Source organism: Bdellovibrio sp. HCB-162 (genome assembly GCF_047344985.1).
Taxonomy (GTDB): Bacteria; Bdellovibrionota; Bdellovibrionia; order Bdellovibrionales; family Bdellovibrionaceae; genus Bdellovibrio.
In genome coordinates, this window is record NZ_CP178861.1 from 3,261,084 (window position 1) to 3,282,147 (window position 21,064).

Genomic DNA, 21,064 nt, shown 5'->3' on the forward strand with positions numbered 1-21,064 from the left:
TTGCTCGGCCTTCTAGCCTCGACTAAGTGGGCGACTTTTATTGAGTGCATTCATAAACTTTGATAGTTTTTCTGAATGAGTTCAGAAAGTTTTCTTTCCATCGATTTTGGTACAAGCAATTCTCTGGTCGGAGCTTTCCATCAAGGCCAGCGCTATGAGGCTCTTGCCGTAGATCCTAAGGCCTCCGATGCAACCATGATGCGGACTCTGCTTTATTTTCCCAATCCGGATCTTTGTTATTACGGTTCTGAAGCGATTGAGCAATATATTGAACAAGATATGGAAGGACGCCTTTTCCGGTCCTTCAAGTCACATCTTCCCAATCAAAATTATTTGGGAACGGTCTTAGACAATCGCATTCTGACTTTAGAAAACTTGATTGGTGTTTTTCTTTTAGAACTAAAAAAGCGCGCCGAAAAAATTCTCAATGCTCCTATTGAAAAAGCGGTGATTGGTCGCCCTGCCCGTTATTCGATGGATGCTGTGAGTGATGGCTTTGCCTTGCACCGAATGCAGAAGGCCGCTACTTTTGCAGGTTTTAAAGAAGTGCAATTCGTGCCGGAACCTTTGGCCGCCGCTTTTGATTATCGCCGCCAGCTGACATCTGAAAAAACTGTTTTGATCGGCGACTTCGGCGGAGGAACTTCCGATTTTACTCTGATCAAACTTCGTCCTGAAGGTTTTGCTAAAGAAGACGTGCTCGCGATTGATGGCTGTCCTCTTGCTGGCGATGCTTTAGATAGCGTGTTTATGAGTCATCGTCTGAACGAATACTTTGGCGCGAAATCTCGATACCGTCTGCCGATGGGAAGCAATGTTTTAACAATGCCTTTTGGTGTGACTCAACGTTTGAATCATCCGGCGCACATCGTGCATCTTAAAGAAAAAGACACTTACGAATTTATCCGCGAAGTGAAGAAGTGTTCTTTAACGAAGAAAGATGCGGACGCTGTTGAGCGCCTTTTCACTTTGATCGAAGATCAGCAGATTTTCCCATTCTTTGAACATATCGAAAAAACAAAGCGGGCTCTTTCGATGGCCGATCAAACTCGGTTTGAATTTGATTATCCGGGTCTTGAAATCACAGAACCCTTTTCAATTTCACAATTTGTGGAATGGGCCGACGCCACAAGAGAAAAAATCTTCGCAGCTCTTGATGAGTGCCTGAAATCCGCAGGCGTTTCTTCAGATAAAGTGGATTTAGTCTGTCTTACAGGAGGAACGGCGAAAGTCCCGTTCATTCAAAAAGAATTGGAAAAAAGATTCGGCGCTAACAAGTTACAAACCCAAGCCCACTTCCACTCCGTCCTTTCAGGATTAACAGAGTCAGCAGGCTTCTGGGCGCAAGGACAAAAAGTCGTTTAAACGACGTAGTGCACGTACATCTTTAAATAAAAACCTTCCGGGAATTGCATCAGTGTTGGGTGATCAGCCGCATGGCCACCACGCAAAACGCTGCGCACTTCAGAAAAGTTTCTTAAAGACGCTTTACGAATAGCATCGCGGAATTCTTCTTCTTCAAGCAATCCCGAACAAGAGCACGAAGCCACAAAGCCATTCTTCTTCACAACACGGAAAGCTTGCGTGTTCATTTTCAGATACGCGTGCTTTCCAATCGGAATATCTTTTTTAGATTTAATAAAGGCCGGAGGATCTGCGATCACGATGTCATAGTATGTGCTCGCAAGCTCAGTAAGACCTGTCGAGACATCCATCTCATGCACGATCACTTCAGCGCCTTCACGTTCTGCATTCTTTTTTGCAAACGCCAAAGCTGTTTTAGAAACGTCCACCAAGGACACTTCCACTTCAAAACCCAAAGATTTTAGTGCACGGGTGATCTGTGTCGACCAATGACCGACATAACAACAAAGATCCAAAACACGCAGCTTGCGTTTTTCTTGAGTCCTTGCCCAGTTTTTAAATAACTCCACAGCCAAATGAATGTTGTGAGTTTGATCGAGGAAGAAGCCAGTTTTTTGACCTTCTTGCAAATCACAGCTCATGCGCACAAGACCGTCGTCGCTAGCCGCATTCAACAAGATCTCAACGTCTCTTAAATCAAATCCAGGAAGATCTTTGATCGTGCGTGGATCATCGACCGTCAAACCTTCAAGCTTACGGATGCCGACGTCATTCCGAATCACAACAGCGGTTTTATCCCAAGAAAATTCTGAAAGACCTAAAGCTTTGGCTTTTTCCACAAGACCTTTAAAGAAACCTTCCGCGTCTTTCAACGCTTCATTCATTCCCGCAGTAACTAGTTGAGCCGCGAAGACCTGCGCCTTCTGACCTTTTTGTTCAATCACGTAGTAATCAAGCACAAGACCTGGAATGTAATCAGACTCACCAAAAGCCAAACGGAAACTTCCACGGAAGCCTGCCGCCTTACGAACTTTCCAGGAGTTCAAAACTTTTTCCTGAAGAAATTCAAAACTTGTCGGCTCTTGACCTTGAGGACTGAAGCTCAAAGCACGAAAGGCAATCAGAGAGTGAGGATTGCCGTAACCACGCGCCAAGAACTGACCTTTAGAGTCCTGCAACTCGACTGGAGTTCCCGGGATAAGTCCTTTGGGACTTGCGGAAAGTTCATTGGAAAAAACCCACGGATGACCGCTACGAATACGTTTGTCAGCTCCAGGACGGAGTCTCCATACGGTTACCATTCTTACTCACCTTCAACCGCAAAAACGATCATCTCTGTCAGTTCTTTTTTTGAAAAATTATTATCGACCATCACCAAAAGAGTGCGACGTCCATCCGCCAATTTCGGTCCCCATGTGAGGGCTTCGAAGTTTTGAATCGTTTTATCGCCGCGTTCTTTTGTCAGATCCGTTTCAAAATCAATCAGTTTGATTTTTTCTACACCTGTGAACTTGCCATCACTTAGTTTCGTTAAAGCTGTGATGTCTGTCCCTTTAGAAAGATCGGCAAGATAAATCGCCACCGTTTGCGCCCATAGATTTTTAGAAAAGATGCGAACGCCACGCTCAAGTACGAGCATTTTTGTTTCCGACAAAGCGAGAATTTCAGAAACACCTCTGAAAACTTCTTTACCCTTTTGATTGTCTTTAAAGGCATCCACACGATACGCGTATTCTGCGACGGGCTTATAACCCTGCTGACCTTTGTCTTCGTATTTCAAGATACGAATCCAGTCGCCATTCACTTCTTCGCCGCTGATGTAGTCTTGAGACAAAGAAGACTCTGTGCTTGTGAAAACAAATTTTCCATCAGCAAAACTTGTTAAACCTTCAAAAGCCGCATTGTTTTGAATGCCTTTCTTTTGTTGGCCCGTAGTTTCTGGCAAAAATTTATCAGGAATTGGAAAATCGGATTTCCATTTTCCATCGGCATTCACACGGAAAATACGCGGCATCTCACGAGGTTTCGCATCGTTATTGCCTTCAGAGGAAATCAAAAAATCTCCGTCGAGCAAACGCACCAAACCTTCAGGGTCAAGGCCCGCAGGTTTATCAGCTTCCATGGGAAGACCTGTGATGAAATGAACTTTCTTAGGCGTTAACGTCACCATTTTTTTATCGATCTTCAAATCAAACTCAAAAAAGCGCGGCTCACCGGCGCGGCCTTTGTCATCAGAAAGAGCATAAAGCGTGTTATCACTCCACACCATTCCTGAAAGTCCGCCGATTGTCGCTTTTTCAAACTTTGTTCCCGTCGGAATCGAAGTTTCGCCAACGTATTCCAAACGGAGCGCATGCGCCTGAACACCCACCATTAAAACTAAAAAAGAAATAAAAGATTTCAACATTCTAACTTCTCCAACGAAGTTCAGTTTCTTTAACCGGATGATTGAACTCACGCTTTTGCTCAAGATGATCATGATATTCCGTCTTCAAAGCGTAGTACCATTTCGCCTGGGTATCGGCGTCTTTAATCAACATCAAACTTGGATCGTATTTAAGACCCTCTTGCTGTTTCGTCACAGCATCCATGTCTTGTCCCAAGAAATTTTTTGAGAACAAATGAAGACCTGGCTTAATCAAGCTCAACCAAGGAATATCCCAATACGCGAGCTGCGTCACACGCGTATTCATTTCATCCACCGGGGTCAGCGCCGTGAACGAATAGAAATTGCGAGGTCCCACTTCGATATGCTCCACACGCACACACGGAAGAGTGAATGTAATTTCAGTCGTCGGAGCTCCGCCCAAAATCTTATAAGCTTTGGAATTTTTCGAAGGCTGATGGCGCACCATTTGGAAGCCGTAGTTGACCGGTGCAAATTTCTTTTTCTTTTCAAGCATTGTTTTTTCAGAACGCCAGAACCAGCTCTTATGCACGTAAGGTCCATGCGCCGGGTCCATCAAACCAATCACAGCGTGATCGACGTGGCATGGGAAGTTCACCACGTAAGTCAGCTTTGGTTTTACATCCGAAGGGAACGCTTTCATCACCGGAACTTGCGGTGCCTTCGTCATATCGTAATCTTTATCACCAACAAAGATCCAAATAAGACCTTGAGCTTCGTGAACAGGATAAGAACGCACTTTGATTTTGTTGGGATTTAATTCTTGATCTGGACACAAAGAAGGAATCTCTGTGCACATGCCTGTCCCATCAAATTTCCAACCGTGGTATGGACACTCAATCGTGTCATTCACAACGCGACCGTAGCTTAATGGAATCCCACGATGAGGGCAGATGTCACGAACCGCAGAAACTTTTCCTTTGCTATCGCGGAAGAAAACAATCGGTTCATTCATGATTTTGCGAGACTGTGCCTTTCCAATCGCCAATTCATGGCTGGGAAGTCCCACATACCAAACATTCTTTAAAAATCCCGTGTACATCTAAATCCTCTAACGTAACCCGGCTCTTTTTTCCGCGAGCAAGCAGGTATTTTGTAACAGCGTCGCTATGGTCATCGGTCCGACTCCACCAGGAACGGGAGTTGCCGCTTGCACCCAGCCTTCAAGTTCTTCAAATCGCACATCTCCACACAGTTTTCCTGCAGGGCCTCCGCGGTGCATACCCACGTCGACAACGATGGCGTCCTTTTTAAAATCATCTTTTCCCAGCATGCGCGCTTTTCCCGCCGCCACAATCACCAGATCCGCCTGACGAGTGATCTCAGAAAGATCTTTCGTCTTTGAGTGACAAACCGTCACTGTCGCGTTGGCTTCGGTCAAAAGCTGCGCCATCGGTTTTCCCACGATGTTGCTGCGCCCGACAACCACCGCACGCATCCCTTCAACAGGAACTTTGTAGTGCTTCAGCATCGTCATCACGCCCGCTGGAGTGCAGGGTTGTACAACAGGTTTTCCAGCAAAGAAATAACCGAGTGAAGAATAGGTTAACCCATCTGCATCTTTTTCAGAGGACAATAAATTCAAAACTTCTTCGGAATTAAGGTGCTGCGGAAGCGGAAACTGCACCAAGATCCCATCGACGTGATCATCTTGGTTTAAAGCAGTGATGTGATCGTTGAGTTCCTGCTGGGTGGTGCTCGACGGTAAAGCGTGAATCGTGGAAGTCATGCCTACGGATTCACATGCGAGTTTTTTATTTTTTACGTAAATGTGAGATGCAGGATCATCGCCGACAATGACGACTGACAGATGAGGAGATCGGCCCTTTTCCTTCACGAAACTCACCACGCGAGGGGCAAGAGATGAACGCACTTCTTTGGCCACTTCCTTACCATTGAGAATGAGCATCGGACCTCCCATTTTTTGTGACCTCAATCTCACTTATTTGCCTAAGAAATTCAATGGTTTAATAGCTGCATTCAGAAAATTAACAAAGCCTTAAAAAGATCTCTGTCCGAGGTCGTTCGCGACAGTCCAGAACCGTCAAAAAGCCATTTTATTCTTGATTCCAACCCCGCGTTTAGGGTACAAACCCTTTAAAACATTAGGGGATTTAATAAATGGCTGATAAAGTAAAACTCTCAAAAGACGGCAGTTCTATCGATTTCGTTCAGTCTGACAGCCTTCCTACGTCCCTTAAAAAATTCCGCCAAAGCCCAGAGATCGAAGGTTTCTACCGCTTTATCTTCGAAAACGATTTGCAAAAAGAAGCTTTTGAAATTTTGGATCGTATTATCATTCAGCGTAAGGCGAAAAAAGCCGGCGCGAAAAAAGAAGCCGCCGCTGCTGCGAAGGAAGAAAAAGCTGCAGCCGCTGCCGCCGCAAAAGCTCCTGCCAAAGGCAAAAAGAAGTAATCACACGAAGTCCGGACCTCCGGACTTTGTTTTTTGATTTTATCGGTTCTCACCTCTGAACTCATCTTGCTTTCAGTCTCCGCACATGGAGAAACCAATGAAAGCAAATCAAATCCTAAAAAATAAAAAAGGCCAAGGACTCATTGAGTACCTTATCATCGTTGCGATTGTCGCCGTCGGTAGTATTGCGATCATCAAAGTCGTCGGCGGTAACGTAAACGTACAATTCGCGAACGTCGCACAAGCTTTGGGCGGCAAAGAAAGCCGCAAAAAAGACGCTTACGACGTCACTGACAACATGTACAAGAAAAAAGACTTTAGCGATTTCTTTGACGGTGCCGTCAATCCCTCAAAATCCGAAAAGAAATAATGAAACTCTTGCGTGCACAAAAAGGTCAGGGCGTGATTGAAGCGACCCTGACCTTACCTTTATTGGTGGTCGTCGGAACTGTTTTTACTCTGCTGCTTTATCGCGGAATGGTTTTCTATTTTGCCGACTACAATTTGCACGAAGCTTTGATCTGCGGGCAAAGCTCTCACCTGTCTTCTTGCGAACAAGAACTGCGCAATCGAATATCGAAAGTTCTTATCATCAACATTCGCTCGGACATCCGCATATCTAAAAGAGGCAAAGACCTTCAAGGAAAAATCTCTATTGATTTCACTCCACCTTTAGAAATCGAAAAAACTTTAAAAGGACCCCGATCATGGTGATTTACAATCAAAAAGGTTCGGCCTTAGCCATTATTCTTGCTGTTCTGCCAGTCTTTATTGCGGGGGCTTTACTGTGCTTTTCTCTTTTGGGAATTTTGCAAAACGATTTGGGTCTTAAATATCAATGTCGCGTGGAGGGACAGAGTGGCCAAAAACGAGTCGCCCCCCTTCTTTCCACCCTCTTGGCTTTAAATTCTGTTGCCATTGCCGTGAAAGCGGAACTGGCTGAAGCTATTTTAGAACTCGAAGCAGCGATTGCCAGTGAAAATCCTGCAGCTATCGCAAAAGCTACCAAACACTACATGCAGGTTCTTGAGAAAAGAGACAAGCTTGATCGCAGACAAAAACAATTAATTAAACAAAGTAATCTGCTGCTTCAACAGTCCCATACCTTCACCTCGATGGGCCTTCGTCGCACCGGTGCCACGGCTTCAAATGTCCTTCTCAAAGTCGATTTAAGTTCCGTTCGTGGTAAAGCTCCCAAATTGGCTGTCCGTCCGGATTCACCGGACATCGCTCCGACATACAGTCCGGTGGATGATTTTGAAAACAAGCAAGCTCTGGCTCACGAATGGCAGTACCGGGTTCAAGTCCGTCCTCCTTTTTCAAATTTTCTAAAAGGAGAATTTAGTTTCAAAAAAGCGTGTGCCGTTTCCCTCGCAAAGGAGAATTCTTCATGGCTACCAAAAATCATCGTGGGCAAATACTCATTGAAGTCTGTGTGGTGATGCTCTTTGTAGTTTTCTTCTGTTTTGCCGCCGTCACACAGCTTGGAAATCTCAAAGACACTCAAAAAAAATATCAACTCACTGAGGATAAAAATCATGCAACAAAAAATTCTTATCGCTCTAAAAAATAATTACCTTCTTGTCGCCTTCGTCTGCTTAGGCCTTATTTCCTTTTTCATCACCCGTCCGGCAGCAGAGCCCGTGCAGAAAGACACTTTTCTGCCCGAACCTAAATCCGTCGACACTTTTATTCCCCGTGGTTTTGTGCTTGTGCCGATTGAAATTTCCAACGCCGAATCGTTGGCGTCTTTGGTGGGCGATATGGGTGGTGTTGTGGATTTGTATCTCGCTTCCAATGAAAAACAAAAAGGCGGACTTAAAGTAGGTTCAAAATTAAAACTTTTGCGAGCGCCTTTAAATCCGCAGCAATATGCGGTTTTAGTAAAAGAAACCGAAAGCTCAAGACTTCTTAGTTATGCAGGTCCCTTTATTGCGGTTGTTCAGAATCCTGATGAAAAAGGCACTCAGCTCAGCTCTTCAGGTCCTTCGCGTGTTCGTGTTGAATATCAAAATTAAGAGGTTTTTATGAAGAACTTGTTAATTCCATTTTTGTTCTTAACTCCATTGAACGTTTTTGCGCAAAGTATCCTCTTGCAAGCTCCCGGAGCTTCCGCGAGCTCGTATCAAGAGTTTTTGAAGTCTCACAAAGAAGTCATTTCTTATGTGGAGCACACGCAAAGCCACTTATCAAAAAACGAAGCCCAAGAGGCTCAGCTTTTTCAGTTGGGTGATTCTTTTAACCAAGATATCACGTCGACAATCACTCAGCTTAAGAAAATTCAAAATGAAGGACCTTTAACTTTATTAAGTCTTCGCTACGTGCGCGACCTTACAGAAAAAAGTTTAAATTTAAAAACCACGACGCAAGAACGTCAGGAGCTTTTGCATTTCTATTGCAAAAGTGTAGCACTTTTAAGCGAAGGCCCGGTTCTGTTCCCATGCCCGACCCAGTTCACATCGTTACAGAAACTTGCCAAGAAATACCCGAATCTAGAAAAAGTCTTTATCGAGTCTCAAGGATTTTCCGCCGAGGAAACTGTGCCGCTTTCACCAAAAACGGCTTATCAGTGGACACTGGTTTCAAACTCTCAATCACCAGTGAGCTTCTTTGGAACTTATGAACAGCTTTTAAATCAACAGTTCGCATTTGAATACCTTGCTGAAGGCACTTGCGATGGATTTTCGACGAAGGATCTGGATTTAGAATTAATGAATCGCGGTGTGATTTATTTTTCTAACGAATGCACGCCGCGAATCCAGTCTAACGAAAAGAAAAAATCCTGGGTCGCTGAACACAAACCTTGGCTTTATACTGCCGGAGCCTTGGTCCTCGGAGGAATTATTTATTCCATGAAAGATAAAAAGATGGTGATTAACACGTCCTCACTCAAGTGACAGAGGACGCCCATCAAAAACGATTTCTTTCACGACGCCGTCTTCAATCACCGTATGGGAGTTTCCAACAAAGCTTGAATCTGGATGTGCGTGCGTGACGGTAATGTCACCTGTAAACTTTTTGATCTTTGCCTTAACACTTTCGTCAAGAGCGATTTTATTACGCCAAAAAGAAGGCGGTTCGATAGGACTGTCACAACCAAAGGACGTTGGAATCTGCGCCGCACGCAAAGCTTCCCAAGGGAAAGCGTATTTGTACAACTCTCCTAATTTGTTTTCCAGCCACACGCGGTCGCTCAGCCAATGGCAAGGTTGCAAATGGCAACGCACGTGCAGAGGTTTCATCATCTGAATTGTTTCAGGTCTCAACACTTGCGCGTGTTCTAAATTCAAGCGACCTACGGCTCCTTGGGCAGAAATTTTGCGTGCAAGCTGCACGATGTGATGAGCAGCCTCATCCCCAATCGTATGAACGGAAAAATCAAGTCCTTCAGCCCAAGTTCTTCGGATCACTTCCTCGACGTGAGAAAGGTCCCATAACGTCATTCCACGAGGACCTTCCGCTTTACCATTGTAAGGTTTTGAAAGATACGCCGTCTCTGAGCCCAAAGATCCATCATAGAAAATTTTAATACCCTTCATCCGCAAATAAGGCGTTTCACCTTTCTTTGCCTGCACACAGAGCTGCAACATTTTATCGAAATCATTGAGATCGTGAGACGTAACATTTTCCTCAATAGCTAGAGTCAGCTCTTGGGCCTCCGACATCTCCACTAAAAGATTCCATAAAGATTCCGTGCAGGACATATCTCGCACATGAGTGAAACCGGCTTTATTGAAGACACGGCAGGCTGAAAGAATATGCCCGCGCTGTTGTTCTTTTGTGAACTCTGGCAAACGATCCCATGCTTGGAGATGTTCTTTCTCGATAAGAATGCCCGTATCTGAAGTAAAACCCAAAAGCTTTAATGCTTGTGAATTCACCCAGCAGCGGTGTCCGTCCATACGCGCCAGGAAAACCGGATTATTAGGAAAAATCTGATCCAGAATTTTTTTATGCGGAGGCGTCGGCCACTTGGTTTCATCCCAGCCAAATCCCACAATCCAGTCACCGCGATAATAAGATTTCTGCAACGGAATGTGCGCAAGGTCTTCCGGTTTTTGCAACGAACCCAAAGCCAGGCCTGAAGCGAATTCTCCAGTGGCAAGAAAGTGAGTATGACTGTCGTAAAGACGCGGGATTTTAAAAAGCATAAGGCCCTCTGTTTTAGCAGAGGGCCCTTTTAATTTTAACTAAATAATTTTCTTAGCGAGGTGCAGGGATCGGAGCTGTGCCGCCGCCTGTGCCAGGAATTCCTCCAACACCACCGGAACCTGGAAGTGGAGTTAAGACTCCGCCGCCTGTGACACCACCGACGCCGATGCCGCCACCAATACCGATTCCTCCACCGATAGAGCCGCCGATATATCCGCCGCCCATACCGCCGTAAGAAACTTGTTGGATTCTATAAAGCAAACCGTAAAGTTCTTGTTGAAGGCTCGCCACAACTTGCTGTCTTTGCATTTGTTGTTGCATGTAAGACTGCTGTTGTTGGATGTACATTTGGTATTGTTGCATCTGCATTTGCATCATTTGTTGTTGCATTTGCAATGCGCCCAAACCACCGTTCATACCGCCCATCATCGGCATACCCATCATACCACCAGCCATACCGCCCATCATCGGCATGCCCATCATTCCACCCATTGGCATTCCCATCATGCCGCCGGCCATACCGCCCATTGGCATACCCATCATTCCGCCCATTGGCATTCCCATGCCACCCATAGGCATTCCCATGACGCCGCCAAGAGCTCCACCAATCATTCCGCCCATCGGCATGCCCATCATTCCGCCCATTGGCATACCCATCATGCCGCCGGCCATACCGCCCATTGGCATACCCATCATTCCACCCATTGGCATACCCATGCCACCCATAGGCATTCCCATGATGCCGCCAAGAGCTCCACCAATCATTCCACCCATTGGCATGCCCATCATACCGCCCATCGGCATACCCATCATGCCTCCGGCCATAGGCATTCCCATCATTCCGCCCATTGGCATACCCATGCCACCCATAGGCATTCCCATGACGCCGCCCATGACTCCGCCGATCATATTACCCATCGGCATACCCATCATACCGCCCATCATCGGATAGCCCATCGCTCCTGGATATGGTCCACCCATACCCCAAGGACCGGCCATACCCCAAGGGCCCATGCCAGGCATAAAGATTCCGCCACCAAGACCACCCATGCCCATGCCAGCCATCGCGTATGGGTTGCCCCACATGCCGCCGCCGTTCATGCCACCGTAAGGTCCCATCATACCGTAAGCGCCACCGTTCGCTCCCGCACAACCAAAACCACCGGCACCGATACCGCCGCCGATAGCTCCATAGATTCCGCTACCGCCACCGATCGCTTGACCGATACCTTGAGCAAGGAATGGGAAGCCGTAGCCCCACGCAGGATATGGTTGAGTCGGCCAACCGATATTGGCATTCGCATTCGCAACCATTTTATTAGTTTGATAACCCATGTAAGTTGCAGCAAGGCCAAGACCGATGTTACCGATCACTGAGCCCCAATCTGTTTCAGGCTTTTGATAAGAGTAACCTGAATTTTGCTGCATACACTCGATACAGATTCCACCTTCAGACATCTCACGCTGTCTTTCGCGCATTTCGTCTGCGTAGTTTGTACGAGCATCTTGGATATTTCTTTTGCTGTTCTTAATCGCGTTTTCTAGAGATTCAATTTCACGCTGAAGTTTGTTCGATTGAGCGTAACCTTTTTTGTAATCGCCCAAACCTTTTTTACAATCTTGAGCTGTAGAGCGACCTTTTTCAGGCTGACGGAAACGAGCGCCATCACACACAAGACCTGCTACTGAACCGGCCTTGTTTTGATCACAAAGCACGTCCCACTCTTGCACCGTGAAAGCACGGATATCGACAGAGTTAGGAATATCACCGTTTGTTTGCGGAGTTACTATCGCAACGCCACCTTCTTGACCAGAAACATTGGATTCACCGTCACCAGATTGACCTGCGTTGCTCTTGTGTCCTTTGTAAGAGCGGCACGTTCTGTTGTTTTCCATGTGATCGAAAACGAATTCAGAGAAGTCTTCAGAGACAACGTCTTCAACAGTCTTACGAGATCTTTCCAGATCCTTCTCTATTCTTTTCTTTTCAGATTTTTTAGCACGAAGTTGCTTTTCAGCTTCACGAATGTTGGCTTGTTCTTCCTTGATTTCATCAAGGTAGCTTGAAGAACCTGCAGCAGCACCGTAGTTGTATGGGCAAGATTGCATCCCGCCGTACATTCCAGTACCCCACATTTGAGCCTGAGCACCAACTGCAAAACTCATCACCAACGTGAACGGAGTTGCAATGCGCATCCAAAATTTCATACTCGATCTCCTGAAAAGGATAAAAAACACTTCTACCGTTTCACTCATCGTCAGGAGGGGACGCAGACTTGACTCATTTCTGAGCAAAATTGTTGAAAGATTGTTAAACTGGACCAGGGTCTAGCCCGAGAAGTGTCGCAATCCTTCGCAATTTTCCAAACCTTTTTCGTCATCATCCATGACAACAAGAGGGCCTGTGCAAAATCCTTTGCACTGCTCTTTTTCAAATCCTACACTACATTATATGACGAAGCACACAATTCTTTGTGTAGATGATGAAATAGATAACGTGGACGCCCTCGAACGGTTGTTTCGCAAGAAATTTACTGTACTAAAGGCCACCTCAGGAAAAGAAGCATTGGAGGTTCTGGCCAAAAATCCAGGACCTGTTTCTCTTATTATTACTGATCAACGCATGCCTGAAATGACGGGAGTCGAATTCTTAGAGAAAACTTTGAATTCTCATCCTGAGACAGTTCGTATTCTTCTCACCGGTTACACGGATCTTGAATCTGTAATCATGGCAGTGAATAAAGGACAGATCTTTAGATACCTCACGAAGCCGTGGGACCCTGTTGATCTTAGCAACACTGTGGAGCACGCGATTGAAAGATTTGCGTTGGGCCAGGAGCTCAAACAAAAAAATGCGGAGCTGGCTCGCGCTTTGGAAGATCTTAAGAGTCTGGATGTTGCGAAATCCAACTTCATGATTTTGATCAACCATGAATTGAAAACTCCTCTAACATCGATCTTAAGTTTTTCCTCTTTGCTGTCTGAATCTAATTTGGCTGACGAAGACAAACTGATGGTCAATCGAATCACCAAAAGCGCTGAACGACTGAAAAGTCTTGTCGAAGACGTTTTACTTGTGGTGCGTGCAGAGACGAATCAGCTCAAGATCGACATGCAAAGCATTGCCTTCTCTCAATTCGATGAGGGACTTGGCAAAGACGTTGTCGACATGATGAATAAGAAACATCAAAAGCTTGTGAGTAAACTTGAGCCTGTGAATGTGAAAGCGGATGTCCGCCTGATTAAGCAGGTCGTACAACGCCTGATTCACAATGCCGCGAAGTTTGGTGTGGAATCCAGCGAGATTCATGTAGAGAGTTTACGCCATGGCAACAATCTTCGCTTCTTGGTCTCTAATAAAGGTCCTCACCTCCCCGCTTCTGTGATTGATAAAATTATGAAGCCTTTTTATATCGATGAAGATGTGATGCACCACTCAACAGGCACGGGCTTGGGTTTAACTATCTGTCAGTCTATTTTAAAGTCTCACAATTCCCATTTGCAGTTTAAGAATACCGACCAAGGAGTCATGGTGTTCTTTGACCTTGCAGTCGGCTAAGCTGTCCGGACACCGTCCATTGAGATTTTCCTTATTTTAAAACATCGCCGCGCAAAGTTTGCTCTTTGTTCGCGGCATGAAAAACGCTCTGCTTTTATTTACATTTATTTCTTCCGTCAGTTTCGCTCAAACCGAGTTAACGCTTTCATTGGGTGAATCCAAAAATTTATCTTTAAAAGGAAATTCTTCAGTCTGGATTCAGGACCGCGAAATTCTGAAAGCGGAGGGACAAGGCTCAAGGCTCGTGATTAAAGGCGCCCGCGAAGGAAGAACGGTTTTAAAACTAGGTTCAGAAACCTATCACGTCCAAGTTCTTCATCCCAATAAGACGGATTCATTGGCGGAACTAAAAAAAGATCTTCAAGGCATTGTGGGTTTGTCTGCGCAAGTGGGTGAAGGGGACCTTTTGATTAAAGGTCATCTTTATCGACTGCAGGATTGGGTGAAGCTTGCTGACTTTGCCCGTGCGAAAGCCTTTTCTTATTCCATGCGTGCAGAACTTTCTTCCGAACTGCAAACTGACGCGCAAAAATATTTCCAGGAATTATTCGAGCGAGCCAAGCTTCCGCCGCAAACGTTGATTTTTGAACCTTCGCCCGAAATTCGCGTCAGTGGGCCCGATCTAGCCTTTAAAAAATATCAACAGATTCTTTCGCCCTTTGGTATTTCGGTTTTGCGTGATGAAAACAGTTTGGAAATGGCGCCCACAGTGAAGGTTCAAATCACAGTGGCTGAAATTAAGCGCGACCTTTCAATACAATACGGTCTGCAGTGGCCTTCAAGTTACTCCGCAAAGATTCTCAGCACCGGAAAGCGCGTGATGGATGAGGATCTTCCTTTCAACCTTCAAGCACTTGAAGGGCAAGGTTACGGAAAAATTCTTGCAAGCCCCAATATTCTTTGTCGCAGTGGCAAAGAGGCCGAGTTCTTAGCTGGTGGCGAATTCCCAATTAAGATTATGAACTACAAAGCTCAGGACGTTGTTTGGAAACGTTATGGAATTTTATTGAGAGTCAAACCAAAAGCTGATGCCGCTGGCCGAATCAGTCTTTCTATTGAAACGGAAGTTTCAACCTTGGATGACTCTCGCAAGGTGGACGGTATTCCGGGGATTCTCACGAACCGAGTTTCAAGTCACTTTGATTTGACTCGCCCTCAGACCATTGCGCTTTCGGGCCTATTAAAAAGTGAAGATGGAAATAGCTCGCAGGGTCTTCCCTTTTTATCAAGGCTTCCTGTTATTGGGGCCCTCTTTTCAAGCAAAGACTTTCGCGAAAACCGTTCTGAACTTGTGATTTTTGTACGCCCGACAATTTTAAAAGAAGGCGATGACGGAGAAGGCCTGGAACATCTTCAAGGGAGACCGCGTTTATGATGACCGCTGCTAAAAAGATTTATGATCAGATTCAAGACGACATTCATAAAATGCCTTTGAACGAGTTTATGCTTTCTCCTGACGAAGAAAATAATTTGCGTTCGCAGAAGGTAGAGCAAATTATTTCTCGTCATGTGCAAAATGTGGAAGAGAGTGTGCAAAAACGTGTGCGTTGGGAGATGGACTCGTGGGGACCGCTTTGTGAGCCCATGATGGACGAGACCATCACGGAAATCATCGTGAATGGTCCGACCTCTATTTGGATTGAAAAAGAAGGTCGCCTGCATCGTCATCCCGACTCTTTCTTTTCCGATTTAAGCTATCGCAATTGCTTAGATCGGATTTGCCATGAAGCGAAAGCGCATATCACAAAAGAGCATCCTTGCGTCGACGGAAGCTTTCACGATTTTCGTTTAAGTCTTATCGGCTCGGATCTAACGAACACATCAGCGCACTTTTCATTGCGCCGTCATCCGAAAAATCCTTGGACGTTTTTAAAGCTGGCAGAAAAAGAATGGTGCACGCAAAAAGATCTTCAGCTCTTTCAAAACTTGATGGAGCAAAGAAAGAATTTCTTAGTTATTGGCGGCACGGGTTCGGGGAAAACTTCCGTGCTGAATTCATTTTTAAATCTTCTTCCGGAAAATGAACGTGTCGTGGTGATTGAAGATACCTCTGAAATCGCACTTCCCAATAAAGCCAGCATGAAACTTTTGACTCGTGAAGATCCGCAAGGCGTGTTACCGAATGTAGATCAAACTCAACTGGTAAAACGGTCTTTGCGTTTAAGACCGGACCGCATTGTTATGGGCGAGGTGCGTGGCTCTGAGGCGAAAGATTTTTTAATGGCGTTAGCGACAGGACACGCGGGAAGCTTTGGAACTCTTCATGCTCAAGATGCGGGACAGGCTTTGATTCGTTTGGAGATGTTGATTCAAATGGGGGCTCCGCAGTGGAGTCTTTCAGCGATTCGTCGACTGATTCAAATGTCTTTGGATTATGTGATCGTAACCGGAAAAGACAAGGCAGGAAAAAGATGTTTCAAAGGGGCTTATCGTCTTTGCTCCTTGGAAGAAAATGGAATTTTACTTGAGCCTGCGGAGCTTTAATAAGGGAGAATCAAATTGTCTTCCTTATCGGTGCCTTCTTCATAAGGAGGTGACGGTTGCTCTTCAAAGAAGACTTCAGAAACAATCGCGGCTTTGAATTTTCCCCGATTAAACCAGTAGTAAATCGCACCAGAGACAACTCCGAGAATGAAACCAACTAGGTGCGCACGATAACTCACTTGCGGATCAAAAGCGGCCGAAGGCATAAAAACAGCAAGTGCTACTCCCACAGAGCGAAGAATTCTCTGCATCACTGTTCGTTGCTGATCTATGAGGAGATAAAGAACCAACCACATTCCTCCCATCCAGTAGACGACACCGGAGACACCGATGAGATAGACTTCAGGATTGTAACTCGACAGTACGATGGCGTTGGTAACTCCACCGAGCGCAAATGCTAAAAAGGGAAATGTAAAAAGTCCGAAATATCCTGCTAAGAAATAACCAAAGATTGAAAACAGCAAAGAATTAGAAACAAGATGGCCCGTATCTGCATGGGCAAAAAGAGTCGTCCAAAGACGCCAATATTGATGTTGTGAAAAAACAGAAAATCCCGAAGCGGACATCCACTTAGATGATTGAAAAAGATTTTGCCAATAAAAAACGCTTCCGAGAATCAAAGCGAAAAGGGACCAGGCGGCGGCGAACCATGCACGACCATTGGGTTTTCTTGTCAACCACGTGGCGCGAACGACTGTCCAAGACCGCTTTGCTGGCTCCATGAAGCCTCCCGTGAGGTTGAATTTGAGGCCTCAGCGGGAGATGTCAAGGTGGCGGATTAATTATTGTTCTTTAAGAGGATTTAAAGCAGGCTCCTGAGGGCGTAGTTCTTTTTCTACATAGAATAAGCCATCATTGCTGTCTGTTTTCTTTAAGGTCTCCTCGGACTTCGCTAGATCGTCTTCGCGAGCGATGTCTTTTGGATTCGCAAAGAATTTCTGATTGAGGTCTTCAATCACTTTGAGCTTCTTCACTTCACCAGGATTTTTATAAACGGGAGAGGCCTCTGGTTCCGGAAGCTGTCCTGACTGCCTCATCTCTTCAAGCTGTTTGCTTAAAGTGACTCTGTCGCCTAAAGAATTTTTTCCCATAGGTCGACCGAGAGCAGGAGCCCCTGGACGCGCGGGCTGAGCCACCGAAATATCGGCCACTCGAGTGCGAGCGCTGGCAGGAAGAATTCCACTGATTTTTTCCATTCCACACCTCCGTGTGTGCTTGAAAGAAAGTCATCCATGACTCTCTTAAGGTACGTATCGGAATGGAACGTTCAAACTTGAGACATAAGATGGAAAACTAGAACTAGGTCCAGTCCAAGAACTGCCAAGGGCTCGCAGGATGACCAAGAAGTCTTTCGCAAATTGATTTCACCTGCGGATCTGCCCCACCCGACCAGAAGGTGCGACCAATCAAAAAACTTTGTGAGAATTCCATCCACGAATTGAAACGGCCTTCGGTGATGGGAGCGAGTTTTAAGATCTCGGCCCACGCTTCGTCGTCCGTTAGATAGCCTGCGATGAAGCCAAGACGGATAAGGTGAACATAACGAGCGGCATCCCACGCAAGAATTCCCGCCTCGTTAAGATACCTATTGGTGTTTTGAATCCACGAAGCGAGTTTCTGATAATCTTCATCGCTCATTTTGAGTTCTTGGCCTTCGGCAAAATCAAAACTGAAGATCTGCTTAAACTTAGTCATCGACGCAATATCGATTTTTCCATTGGAAGGAAGCGTGGATTTTAAAACATTGAATTTGGTGCGGTGACCTTGAGTACGAATATTTTCTAAATTTTGTAGAGCAGACTTTTTATCGTGCACGGCCCAGAACTCTTGCAGAATTTCGATGCAGTCCGATTTAATATCGGGTCCGTAGTTCATATCTAGGCGGAAAAAGTACTCACCGATTTCATTGAGAACTTGTTCCTTGGTTTCTGGAGAGAGTTCTTGTCCCTCTTCCAGGTCAGACCCAATAACTTGAAACAGCTCATCAAGAACTTGATTTTCTTCGACAAAAACAGCACCAAGGCTCATCATTTTTTTCTCTAAGTCTGTTTCTGGCAAAATACGCTGCATGGAGACTCCCTCCCCCTATTCAATTACGTTTAACTTTCCATTTCAAGATGATAGTTTAATCAGATGCTTAAGAAGTTTCTCCTTGGTCTAGGAGCCCTATTTTTTATTTTGATGGGATCGCTGATTCTGATCATGGGATATGTTTTTAACAATCCTGATTCCGTTTTCACGGCTTTTAATTCTGTGACAAATAAGATTATGCAGGGCCAGAAATATGAGGAGAATGAAGAATTTTTTCTTCAAGGCATGAACAATCTCACTCTGTCTTCCCGCCGCGTGGATCTTTCTTTAAAAATTTATTCGGGAAATACTTTGAAGGTGCAGCTGCACGGAAAAATTCCGCGCTTTGAACAAGGCCCTTTTATTACTCAGACAGCGGAGAAAGATGCTGTGCATGTGGAGTTTCATGAACCGATTGCGAGCAGTTGGATTCAGATGAACGTGAATGGAAAAGAGCTGACTCAAGAATCAGATGCGAAGTTGCAGGCCGATATCTATTTGCCAGAGTCTTTTAAAAATCACGTTTTGATTGAAACTCGCGACGGCAACGTGTCTCTGCAAATTCCTAAAGAGCTTTTGTATGAACTGGATCTGCAATCGATTTCCGGAAAAATTCAAAACAACGTGACTTCTAACCCGACAGGCGAAGTTCTTCCGCAGAATGTAGGACATATCAAAGTGCAGACGGCAGAAGGTGCTATTACCGTAGCACCTCAAGAATAAAAAAACCCGGAGGTTATCCGGGTTTTTGTTTTTAGCCTTTTTTCATTTCTTCAAGATTCTTTTCAGCCAGTGGACTTAAGCGAACTCCGACTTCCGCCAACTGATCGCGGCTGACTTCACTTGGACAGTCTGCCATCAAGTCCGAAGCCTTCGCTGTTTTCGGGAAGGCGATCACTTCGCGAATCGCATCTGTTCCGCAAAGAAGCATCACAAGGCGGTCCATACCCCAAGCGATACCACCGTGAGGAGGCGCACCGTATTTCAAAGCATCCAACAAGAAACCAAACTTCGCTTCTTGTTGCTCTTTGTTCATACCCAAAAGACGGAACATCGCCTGCTGCAACTCTGTACGATAGATACGGATACTTCCGCCACCCATTTCATAACCGTTGCAAACAAGGTCGTAAGCTTTTGCGAGCATCTTGCCGTAAGTCGCTTCGTTACCGTCGATCAAATCCTGCATGAACTCATCCTTTGGAGACGTGAATGGATGATGTCTTGAAACCCAACGTTTTTCCTCCGGAGAGTACTCAAATGCAGGGAAGTCGATCACCCACAAGAAATGATCTTTCGATGTATCGATCAAATTCAATTCTTTACCCAAGTGCAAACGCAATGTTGAAAGAGCAGCACATGCTGTTTCAAAATCATCGCCCACAATCAAAGCACAGTCGCCTGGATTTGCACCCACAGCTTTAAACATCTCCATCAATTTGTCTGGAGTGAAGAATTTAGAAACTGGAGACGACAATGAGCCGTCAGCTTCGGCTTTGATCCACACAAGGCCTTTGGCGCCTGCGCGTTTTGCCATATCCGTCAATTTATCAAACTGACCGCGAGAGTATGTGCCACCCTTAGGTACCGCGATACCACGCACGATTCCACCACGCGCAAGCACGTCGTCGAAAACTTTAAAGCCTGAACCCGTTACGATGCCTTGAAGATCTTTGATCTCCATACCGAAACGCGTGTCTGGCTTATCACTGCCGTAACGATCCATCGCCTCTTGGAAAGACATGCGAGGAATATCACCGACATCAATGCCTTTGATTTCTTTCCAAATCGTGCGCAAAAGTTTTTCGTTCATTTGCATGATGTCTTCTTGATCGATGAAAGACATCTCCATATCGATTTGTGAGAACTCCGGTTGACGATCCGCACGCAAATCTTCGTCACGGAAGCAACGAGCGATTTGGAAATAACGGTCATAACCAGACACCATCAAAAGCTGTTTCAAGATTTGTGGCGATTGAGGCAAAGCATAGAAAGTTCCTTGGTTCACACGTGAAGGAACAAGATAGTCACGCGCTCCTTCGGGAGTGGACTTAAACAAGATCGGCGTTTCGACTTCAACAAAACCATTGTCAGAAAGGAAACGACGAACCAACTGCGCCACTTTATGGCGAGTCAAAAGGTGATGAGTCAAACGAGGCGAACGAAGATCCAAATAGCGGTGCTTTAAACGCAAAGTCTCGTTCACGTTTTCGTCGTCCACTTGGAATGGAGGAACTGCGGACTCATTCAGAATTTCACAACGAGTGGCTTCGACTTCGATAGCACCTGTCGCGATTTTGTTATTTTTCATACCGTCTGGACGAGCGCGTACAACACCTTCAATCGCAAGAACGAATTCTCCGCGAAGATTTTTTGCAGCCGAAGTTTCTGGTTTATTCGGATCCAAAACAACTTGCACAATACCTTCACGATCGCGGAGGTCGATAAACACAAGACTTCCGTGGTCGCGACGCACGTCGACCCAGCCCATGAGGACTACTTTTTGGCCTACTTGAGGGAGGGCCAGACTTCCACAATAATGCGTTCTCTTTAGATCTTTAACAAACTTCATAAATCTACCTTGCTCGTGAGGGACAGATTTACATATTGTGCCA

Annotated in this window: 21 protein-coding genes; 11 read left to right on the forward strand and 10 right to left on the reverse strand. The window is 45.5% G+C overall.

Features of this window, described 5'->3' with window-relative positions; translation table 11 throughout:
* Positions 1–75 precede the first annotated feature (75 nt).
* Entirely contained in the window at positions 76–1,365 is a 1,290-nt protein-coding gene (locus ACLSSO_RS15650) for an Hsp70 family protein (protein ID WP_413943368.1), read from the forward strand.
* Here ACLSSO_RS15650 and ACLSSO_RS15655 read toward each other — a convergent pair.
* From ACLSSO_RS15655 to folD, 4 genes are read right to left on the reverse strand one after another with little or no spacing between them, the layout of a single operon-like run.
* Entirely contained in the window at positions 1,362–2,666 is a 1,305-nt protein-coding gene (locus ACLSSO_RS15655; protein ID WP_413943369.1) for a class I SAM-dependent rRNA methyltransferase, read from the reverse strand. The two genes, ACLSSO_RS15650 and ACLSSO_RS15655, sit on opposite strands and share 4 nt — an antisense overlap.
* Positions 2,667–2,668: 2 nt before the next feature.
* Positions 2,669–3,772, reverse strand: coding sequence for an esterase-like activity of phytase family protein (locus ACLSSO_RS15660; RefSeq protein WP_413943370.1), 1,104 nt, complete (start codon positions 3,770–3,772; stop codon positions 2,669–2,671).
* 1 nt (position 3,773) lies between these two features.
* On the reverse strand, positions 3,774–4,814 hold the full coding sequence (locus tag ACLSSO_RS15665) for an aromatic ring-hydroxylating oxygenase subunit alpha (protein WP_295900181.1): 1,041 nt from the start codon (positions 4,812–4,814) through the stop codon (positions 3,774–3,776).
* A gap of 9 nt (positions 4,815–4,823) precedes the next feature.
* Positions 4,824–5,681, reverse strand: coding sequence for a bifunctional methylenetetrahydrofolate dehydrogenase/methenyltetrahydrofolate cyclohydrolase FolD (gene folD / locus ACLSSO_RS15670; RefSeq protein ID WP_413943371.1), 858 nt, complete (start codon positions 5,679–5,681; stop codon positions 4,824–4,826).
* 212 nt (positions 5,682–5,893) lie between these two features.
* Between folD and ACLSSO_RS15675 the strand changes: the two genes are divergently transcribed.
* The 6 genes from ACLSSO_RS15675 (at position 5,894) to ACLSSO_RS15700 (ending at position 9,084) form a co-directional block, all read left to right on the forward strand.
* Positions 5,894–6,187 carry a hypothetical protein gene (locus ACLSSO_RS15675; protein WP_295900183.1) on the forward strand — a complete coding sequence of 98 codons (294 nt, stop codon included), beginning with the start codon at positions 5,894–5,896 and terminating at the stop codon, positions 6,185–6,187.
* 97 nt (positions 6,188–6,284) lie between these two features.
* On the forward strand, positions 6,285–6,557 hold the full coding sequence (locus ACLSSO_RS15680) for a Flp family type IVb pilin (protein WP_295900184.1): 273 nt from the start codon (positions 6,285–6,287) through the stop codon (positions 6,555–6,557).
* Positions 6,557–6,901, forward strand: a complete 345-nt coding sequence (locus ACLSSO_RS15685) for a hypothetical protein (protein ID WP_413943372.1) — start codon at positions 6,557–6,559, stop codon at positions 6,899–6,901. The genes ACLSSO_RS15680 and ACLSSO_RS15685 overlap by 1 nt, the downstream gene beginning before the upstream one ends.
* A complete protein-coding gene (locus tag ACLSSO_RS15690; RefSeq protein WP_413943373.1) occupies positions 6,895–7,629 on the forward strand; it encodes a hypothetical protein in 735 nt (244 codons plus the stop codon). Before ACLSSO_RS15685 ends, ACLSSO_RS15690 begins: the two co-directional genes overlap by 7 nt.
* Before the next feature lie 96 nt (positions 7,630–7,725).
* Positions 7,726–8,205, forward strand: a complete 480-nt coding sequence (locus ACLSSO_RS15695; RefSeq protein WP_295900187.1) for a hypothetical protein — start codon at positions 7,726–7,728, stop codon at positions 8,203–8,205.
* A gap of 9 nt (positions 8,206–8,214) precedes the next feature.
* Positions 8,215–9,084, forward strand: coding sequence for a hypothetical protein (locus tag ACLSSO_RS15700; protein ID WP_413943374.1), 870 nt, complete (start codon positions 8,215–8,217; stop codon positions 9,082–9,084).
* Here the strand turns inward: ACLSSO_RS15700 and ACLSSO_RS15705 are convergent.
* A complete protein-coding gene (locus ACLSSO_RS15705) occupies positions 9,073–10,338 on the reverse strand; it encodes an amidohydrolase (protein WP_295900189.1) in 1,266 nt (421 codons plus the stop codon). The two genes, ACLSSO_RS15700 and ACLSSO_RS15705, sit on opposite strands and share 12 nt — an antisense overlap.
* A gap of 52 nt (positions 10,339–10,390) precedes the next feature.
* Positions 10,391–12,547: a hypothetical protein gene (locus ACLSSO_RS15710; RefSeq protein WP_295900190.1), complete on the reverse strand. Its 2,157-nt coding sequence runs from the start codon at positions 12,545–12,547 to the stop codon at positions 10,391–10,393.
* A 244-nt stretch (positions 12,548–12,791) separates the two neighbouring features.
* Here ACLSSO_RS15710 and ACLSSO_RS15715 point away from each other — a divergent pair, with 244 nt between their 5' ends.
* The 3 genes from ACLSSO_RS15715 to ACLSSO_RS15725 all read left to right on the forward strand — a co-directional run bounded on the left by ACLSSO_RS15715 (position 12,792) and on the right by ACLSSO_RS15725 (position 16,382).
* Positions 12,792–13,898, forward strand: a complete 1,107-nt coding sequence (locus ACLSSO_RS15715) for a hybrid sensor histidine kinase/response regulator (protein WP_295900191.1) — start codon at positions 12,792–12,794, stop codon at positions 13,896–13,898.
* A 76-nt stretch (positions 13,899–13,974) separates the two neighbouring features.
* Positions 13,975–15,273, forward strand: a complete 1,299-nt coding sequence (locus ACLSSO_RS15720; protein ID WP_413943375.1) for a pilus assembly protein — start codon at positions 13,975–13,977, stop codon at positions 15,271–15,273.
* On the forward strand, positions 15,270–16,382 hold the full coding sequence (locus ACLSSO_RS15725) for a CpaF family protein (protein ID WP_413943376.1): 1,113 nt from the start codon (positions 15,270–15,272) through the stop codon (positions 16,380–16,382). Before ACLSSO_RS15720 ends, ACLSSO_RS15725 begins: the two co-directional genes overlap by 4 nt.
* Here the strand turns inward: ACLSSO_RS15725 and ACLSSO_RS15730 are convergent.
* The 3 genes from ACLSSO_RS15730 to ACLSSO_RS15740 form a co-directional block, all read right to left on the reverse strand.
* A complete protein-coding gene (locus ACLSSO_RS15730; protein WP_413943377.1) occupies positions 16,379–17,104 on the reverse strand; it encodes a rhomboid family intramembrane serine protease in 726 nt (241 codons plus the stop codon). The two genes, ACLSSO_RS15725 and ACLSSO_RS15730, sit on opposite strands and share 4 nt — an antisense overlap.
* Before the next feature lie 60 nt (positions 17,105–17,164).
* The gene (locus ACLSSO_RS15735) at positions 17,165–17,578 is read right to left on the reverse strand and encodes a hypothetical protein (protein ID WP_413943378.1); all 414 of its coding nucleotides are present in this window, start codon (positions 17,576–17,578) and stop codon (positions 17,165–17,167) included.
* A 103-nt stretch (positions 17,579–17,681) separates the two neighbouring features.
* Positions 17,682–18,452, reverse strand: coding sequence for a DUF1266 domain-containing protein (locus ACLSSO_RS15740; RefSeq protein ID WP_413943379.1), 771 nt, complete (start codon positions 18,450–18,452; stop codon positions 17,682–17,684).
* A 111-nt stretch (positions 18,453–18,563) separates the two neighbouring features.
* Between ACLSSO_RS15740 and ACLSSO_RS15745 the strand changes: the two genes are divergently transcribed.
* Entirely contained in the window at positions 18,564–19,175 is a 612-nt protein-coding gene (locus tag ACLSSO_RS15745; RefSeq protein ID WP_413944828.1) for a hypothetical protein, read from the forward strand.
* 31 nt (positions 19,176–19,206) lie between these two features.
* Here the strand turns inward: ACLSSO_RS15745 and aspS are convergent, their stop codons facing one another.
* Positions 19,207–21,021: an aspartate--tRNA ligase gene (gene aspS, locus ACLSSO_RS15750; protein ID WP_413943380.1), complete on the reverse strand. Its 1,815-nt coding sequence runs from the start codon at positions 21,019–21,021 to the stop codon at positions 19,207–19,209.
* Positions 21,022–21,064 lie beyond the last annotated feature (43 nt).

Coding starts and splice junctions, on each gene's coding strand:
- ACLSSO_RS15650 (WP_413943368.1), top strand. CDS start 76: ATGAGTTCAGAAAGTTTTCTTTCCATCGATTTTGGTACAAGCAATTCT.
- ACLSSO_RS15655 (WP_413943369.1), bottom strand. CDS start 2,666: ATGGTAACCGTATGGAGACTCCGTCCTGGAGCTGACAAACGTATTCGT.
- ACLSSO_RS15660 (WP_413943370.1), bottom strand. CDS start 3,772: ATGTTGAAATCTTTTATTTCTTTTTTAGTTTTAATGGTGGGTGTTCAG.
- ACLSSO_RS15665 (WP_295900181.1), bottom strand. CDS start 4,814: ATGTACACGGGATTTTTAAAGAATGTTTGGTATGTGGGACTTCCCAGC.
- folD (WP_413943371.1), bottom strand. CDS start 5,681: ATGCTCATTCTCAATGGTAAGGAAGTGGCCAAAGAAGTGCGTTCATCT.
- ACLSSO_RS15675 (WP_295900183.1), top strand. CDS start 5,894: ATGGCTGATAAAGTAAAACTCTCAAAAGACGGCAGTTCTATCGATTTC.
- ACLSSO_RS15680 (WP_295900184.1), top strand. CDS start 6,285: ATGAAAGCAAATCAAATCCTAAAAAATAAAAAAGGCCAAGGACTCATT.
- ACLSSO_RS15685 (WP_413943372.1), top strand. CDS start 6,557: ATGAAACTCTTGCGTGCACAAAAAGGTCAGGGCGTGATTGAAGCGACC.
- ACLSSO_RS15690 (WP_413943373.1), top strand. CDS start 6,895: ATGGTGATTTACAATCAAAAAGGTTCGGCCTTAGCCATTATTCTTGCT.
- ACLSSO_RS15695 (WP_295900187.1), top strand. CDS start 7,726: ATGCAACAAAAAATTCTTATCGCTCTAAAAAATAATTACCTTCTTGTC.
- ACLSSO_RS15700 (WP_413943374.1), top strand. CDS start 8,215: ATGAAGAACTTGTTAATTCCATTTTTGTTCTTAACTCCATTGAACGTT.
- ACLSSO_RS15705 (WP_295900189.1), bottom strand. CDS start 10,338: ATGCTTTTTAAAATCCCGCGTCTTTACGACAGTCATACTCACTTTCTT.
- ACLSSO_RS15710 (WP_295900190.1), bottom strand. CDS start 12,547: ATGAAATTTTGGATGCGCATTGCAACTCCGTTCACGTTGGTGATGAGT.
- ACLSSO_RS15715 (WP_295900191.1), top strand. CDS start 12,792: ATGACGAAGCACACAATTCTTTGTGTAGATGATGAAATAGATAACGTG.
- ACLSSO_RS15720 (WP_413943375.1), top strand. CDS start 13,975: ATGAAAAACGCTCTGCTTTTATTTACATTTATTTCTTCCGTCAGTTTC.
- ACLSSO_RS15725 (WP_413943376.1), top strand. CDS start 15,270: ATGATGACCGCTGCTAAAAAGATTTATGATCAGATTCAAGACGACATT.
- ACLSSO_RS15730 (WP_413943377.1), bottom strand. CDS start 17,104: ATGGAGCCAGCAAAGCGGTCTTGGACAGTCGTTCGCGCCACGTGGTTG.
- ACLSSO_RS15735 (WP_413943378.1), bottom strand. CDS start 17,578: ATGGAAAAAATCAGTGGAATTCTTCCTGCCAGCGCTCGCACTCGAGTG.
- ACLSSO_RS15740 (WP_413943379.1), bottom strand. CDS start 18,452: ATGCAGCGTATTTTGCCAGAAACAGACTTAGAGAAAAAAATGATGAGC.
- ACLSSO_RS15745 (WP_413944828.1), top strand. CDS start 18,564: ATGGGATCGCTGATTCTGATCATGGGATATGTTTTTAACAATCCTGAT.
- aspS (WP_413943380.1), bottom strand. CDS start 21,021: ATGAAGTTTGTTAAAGATCTAAAGAGAACGCATTATTGTGGAAGTCTG.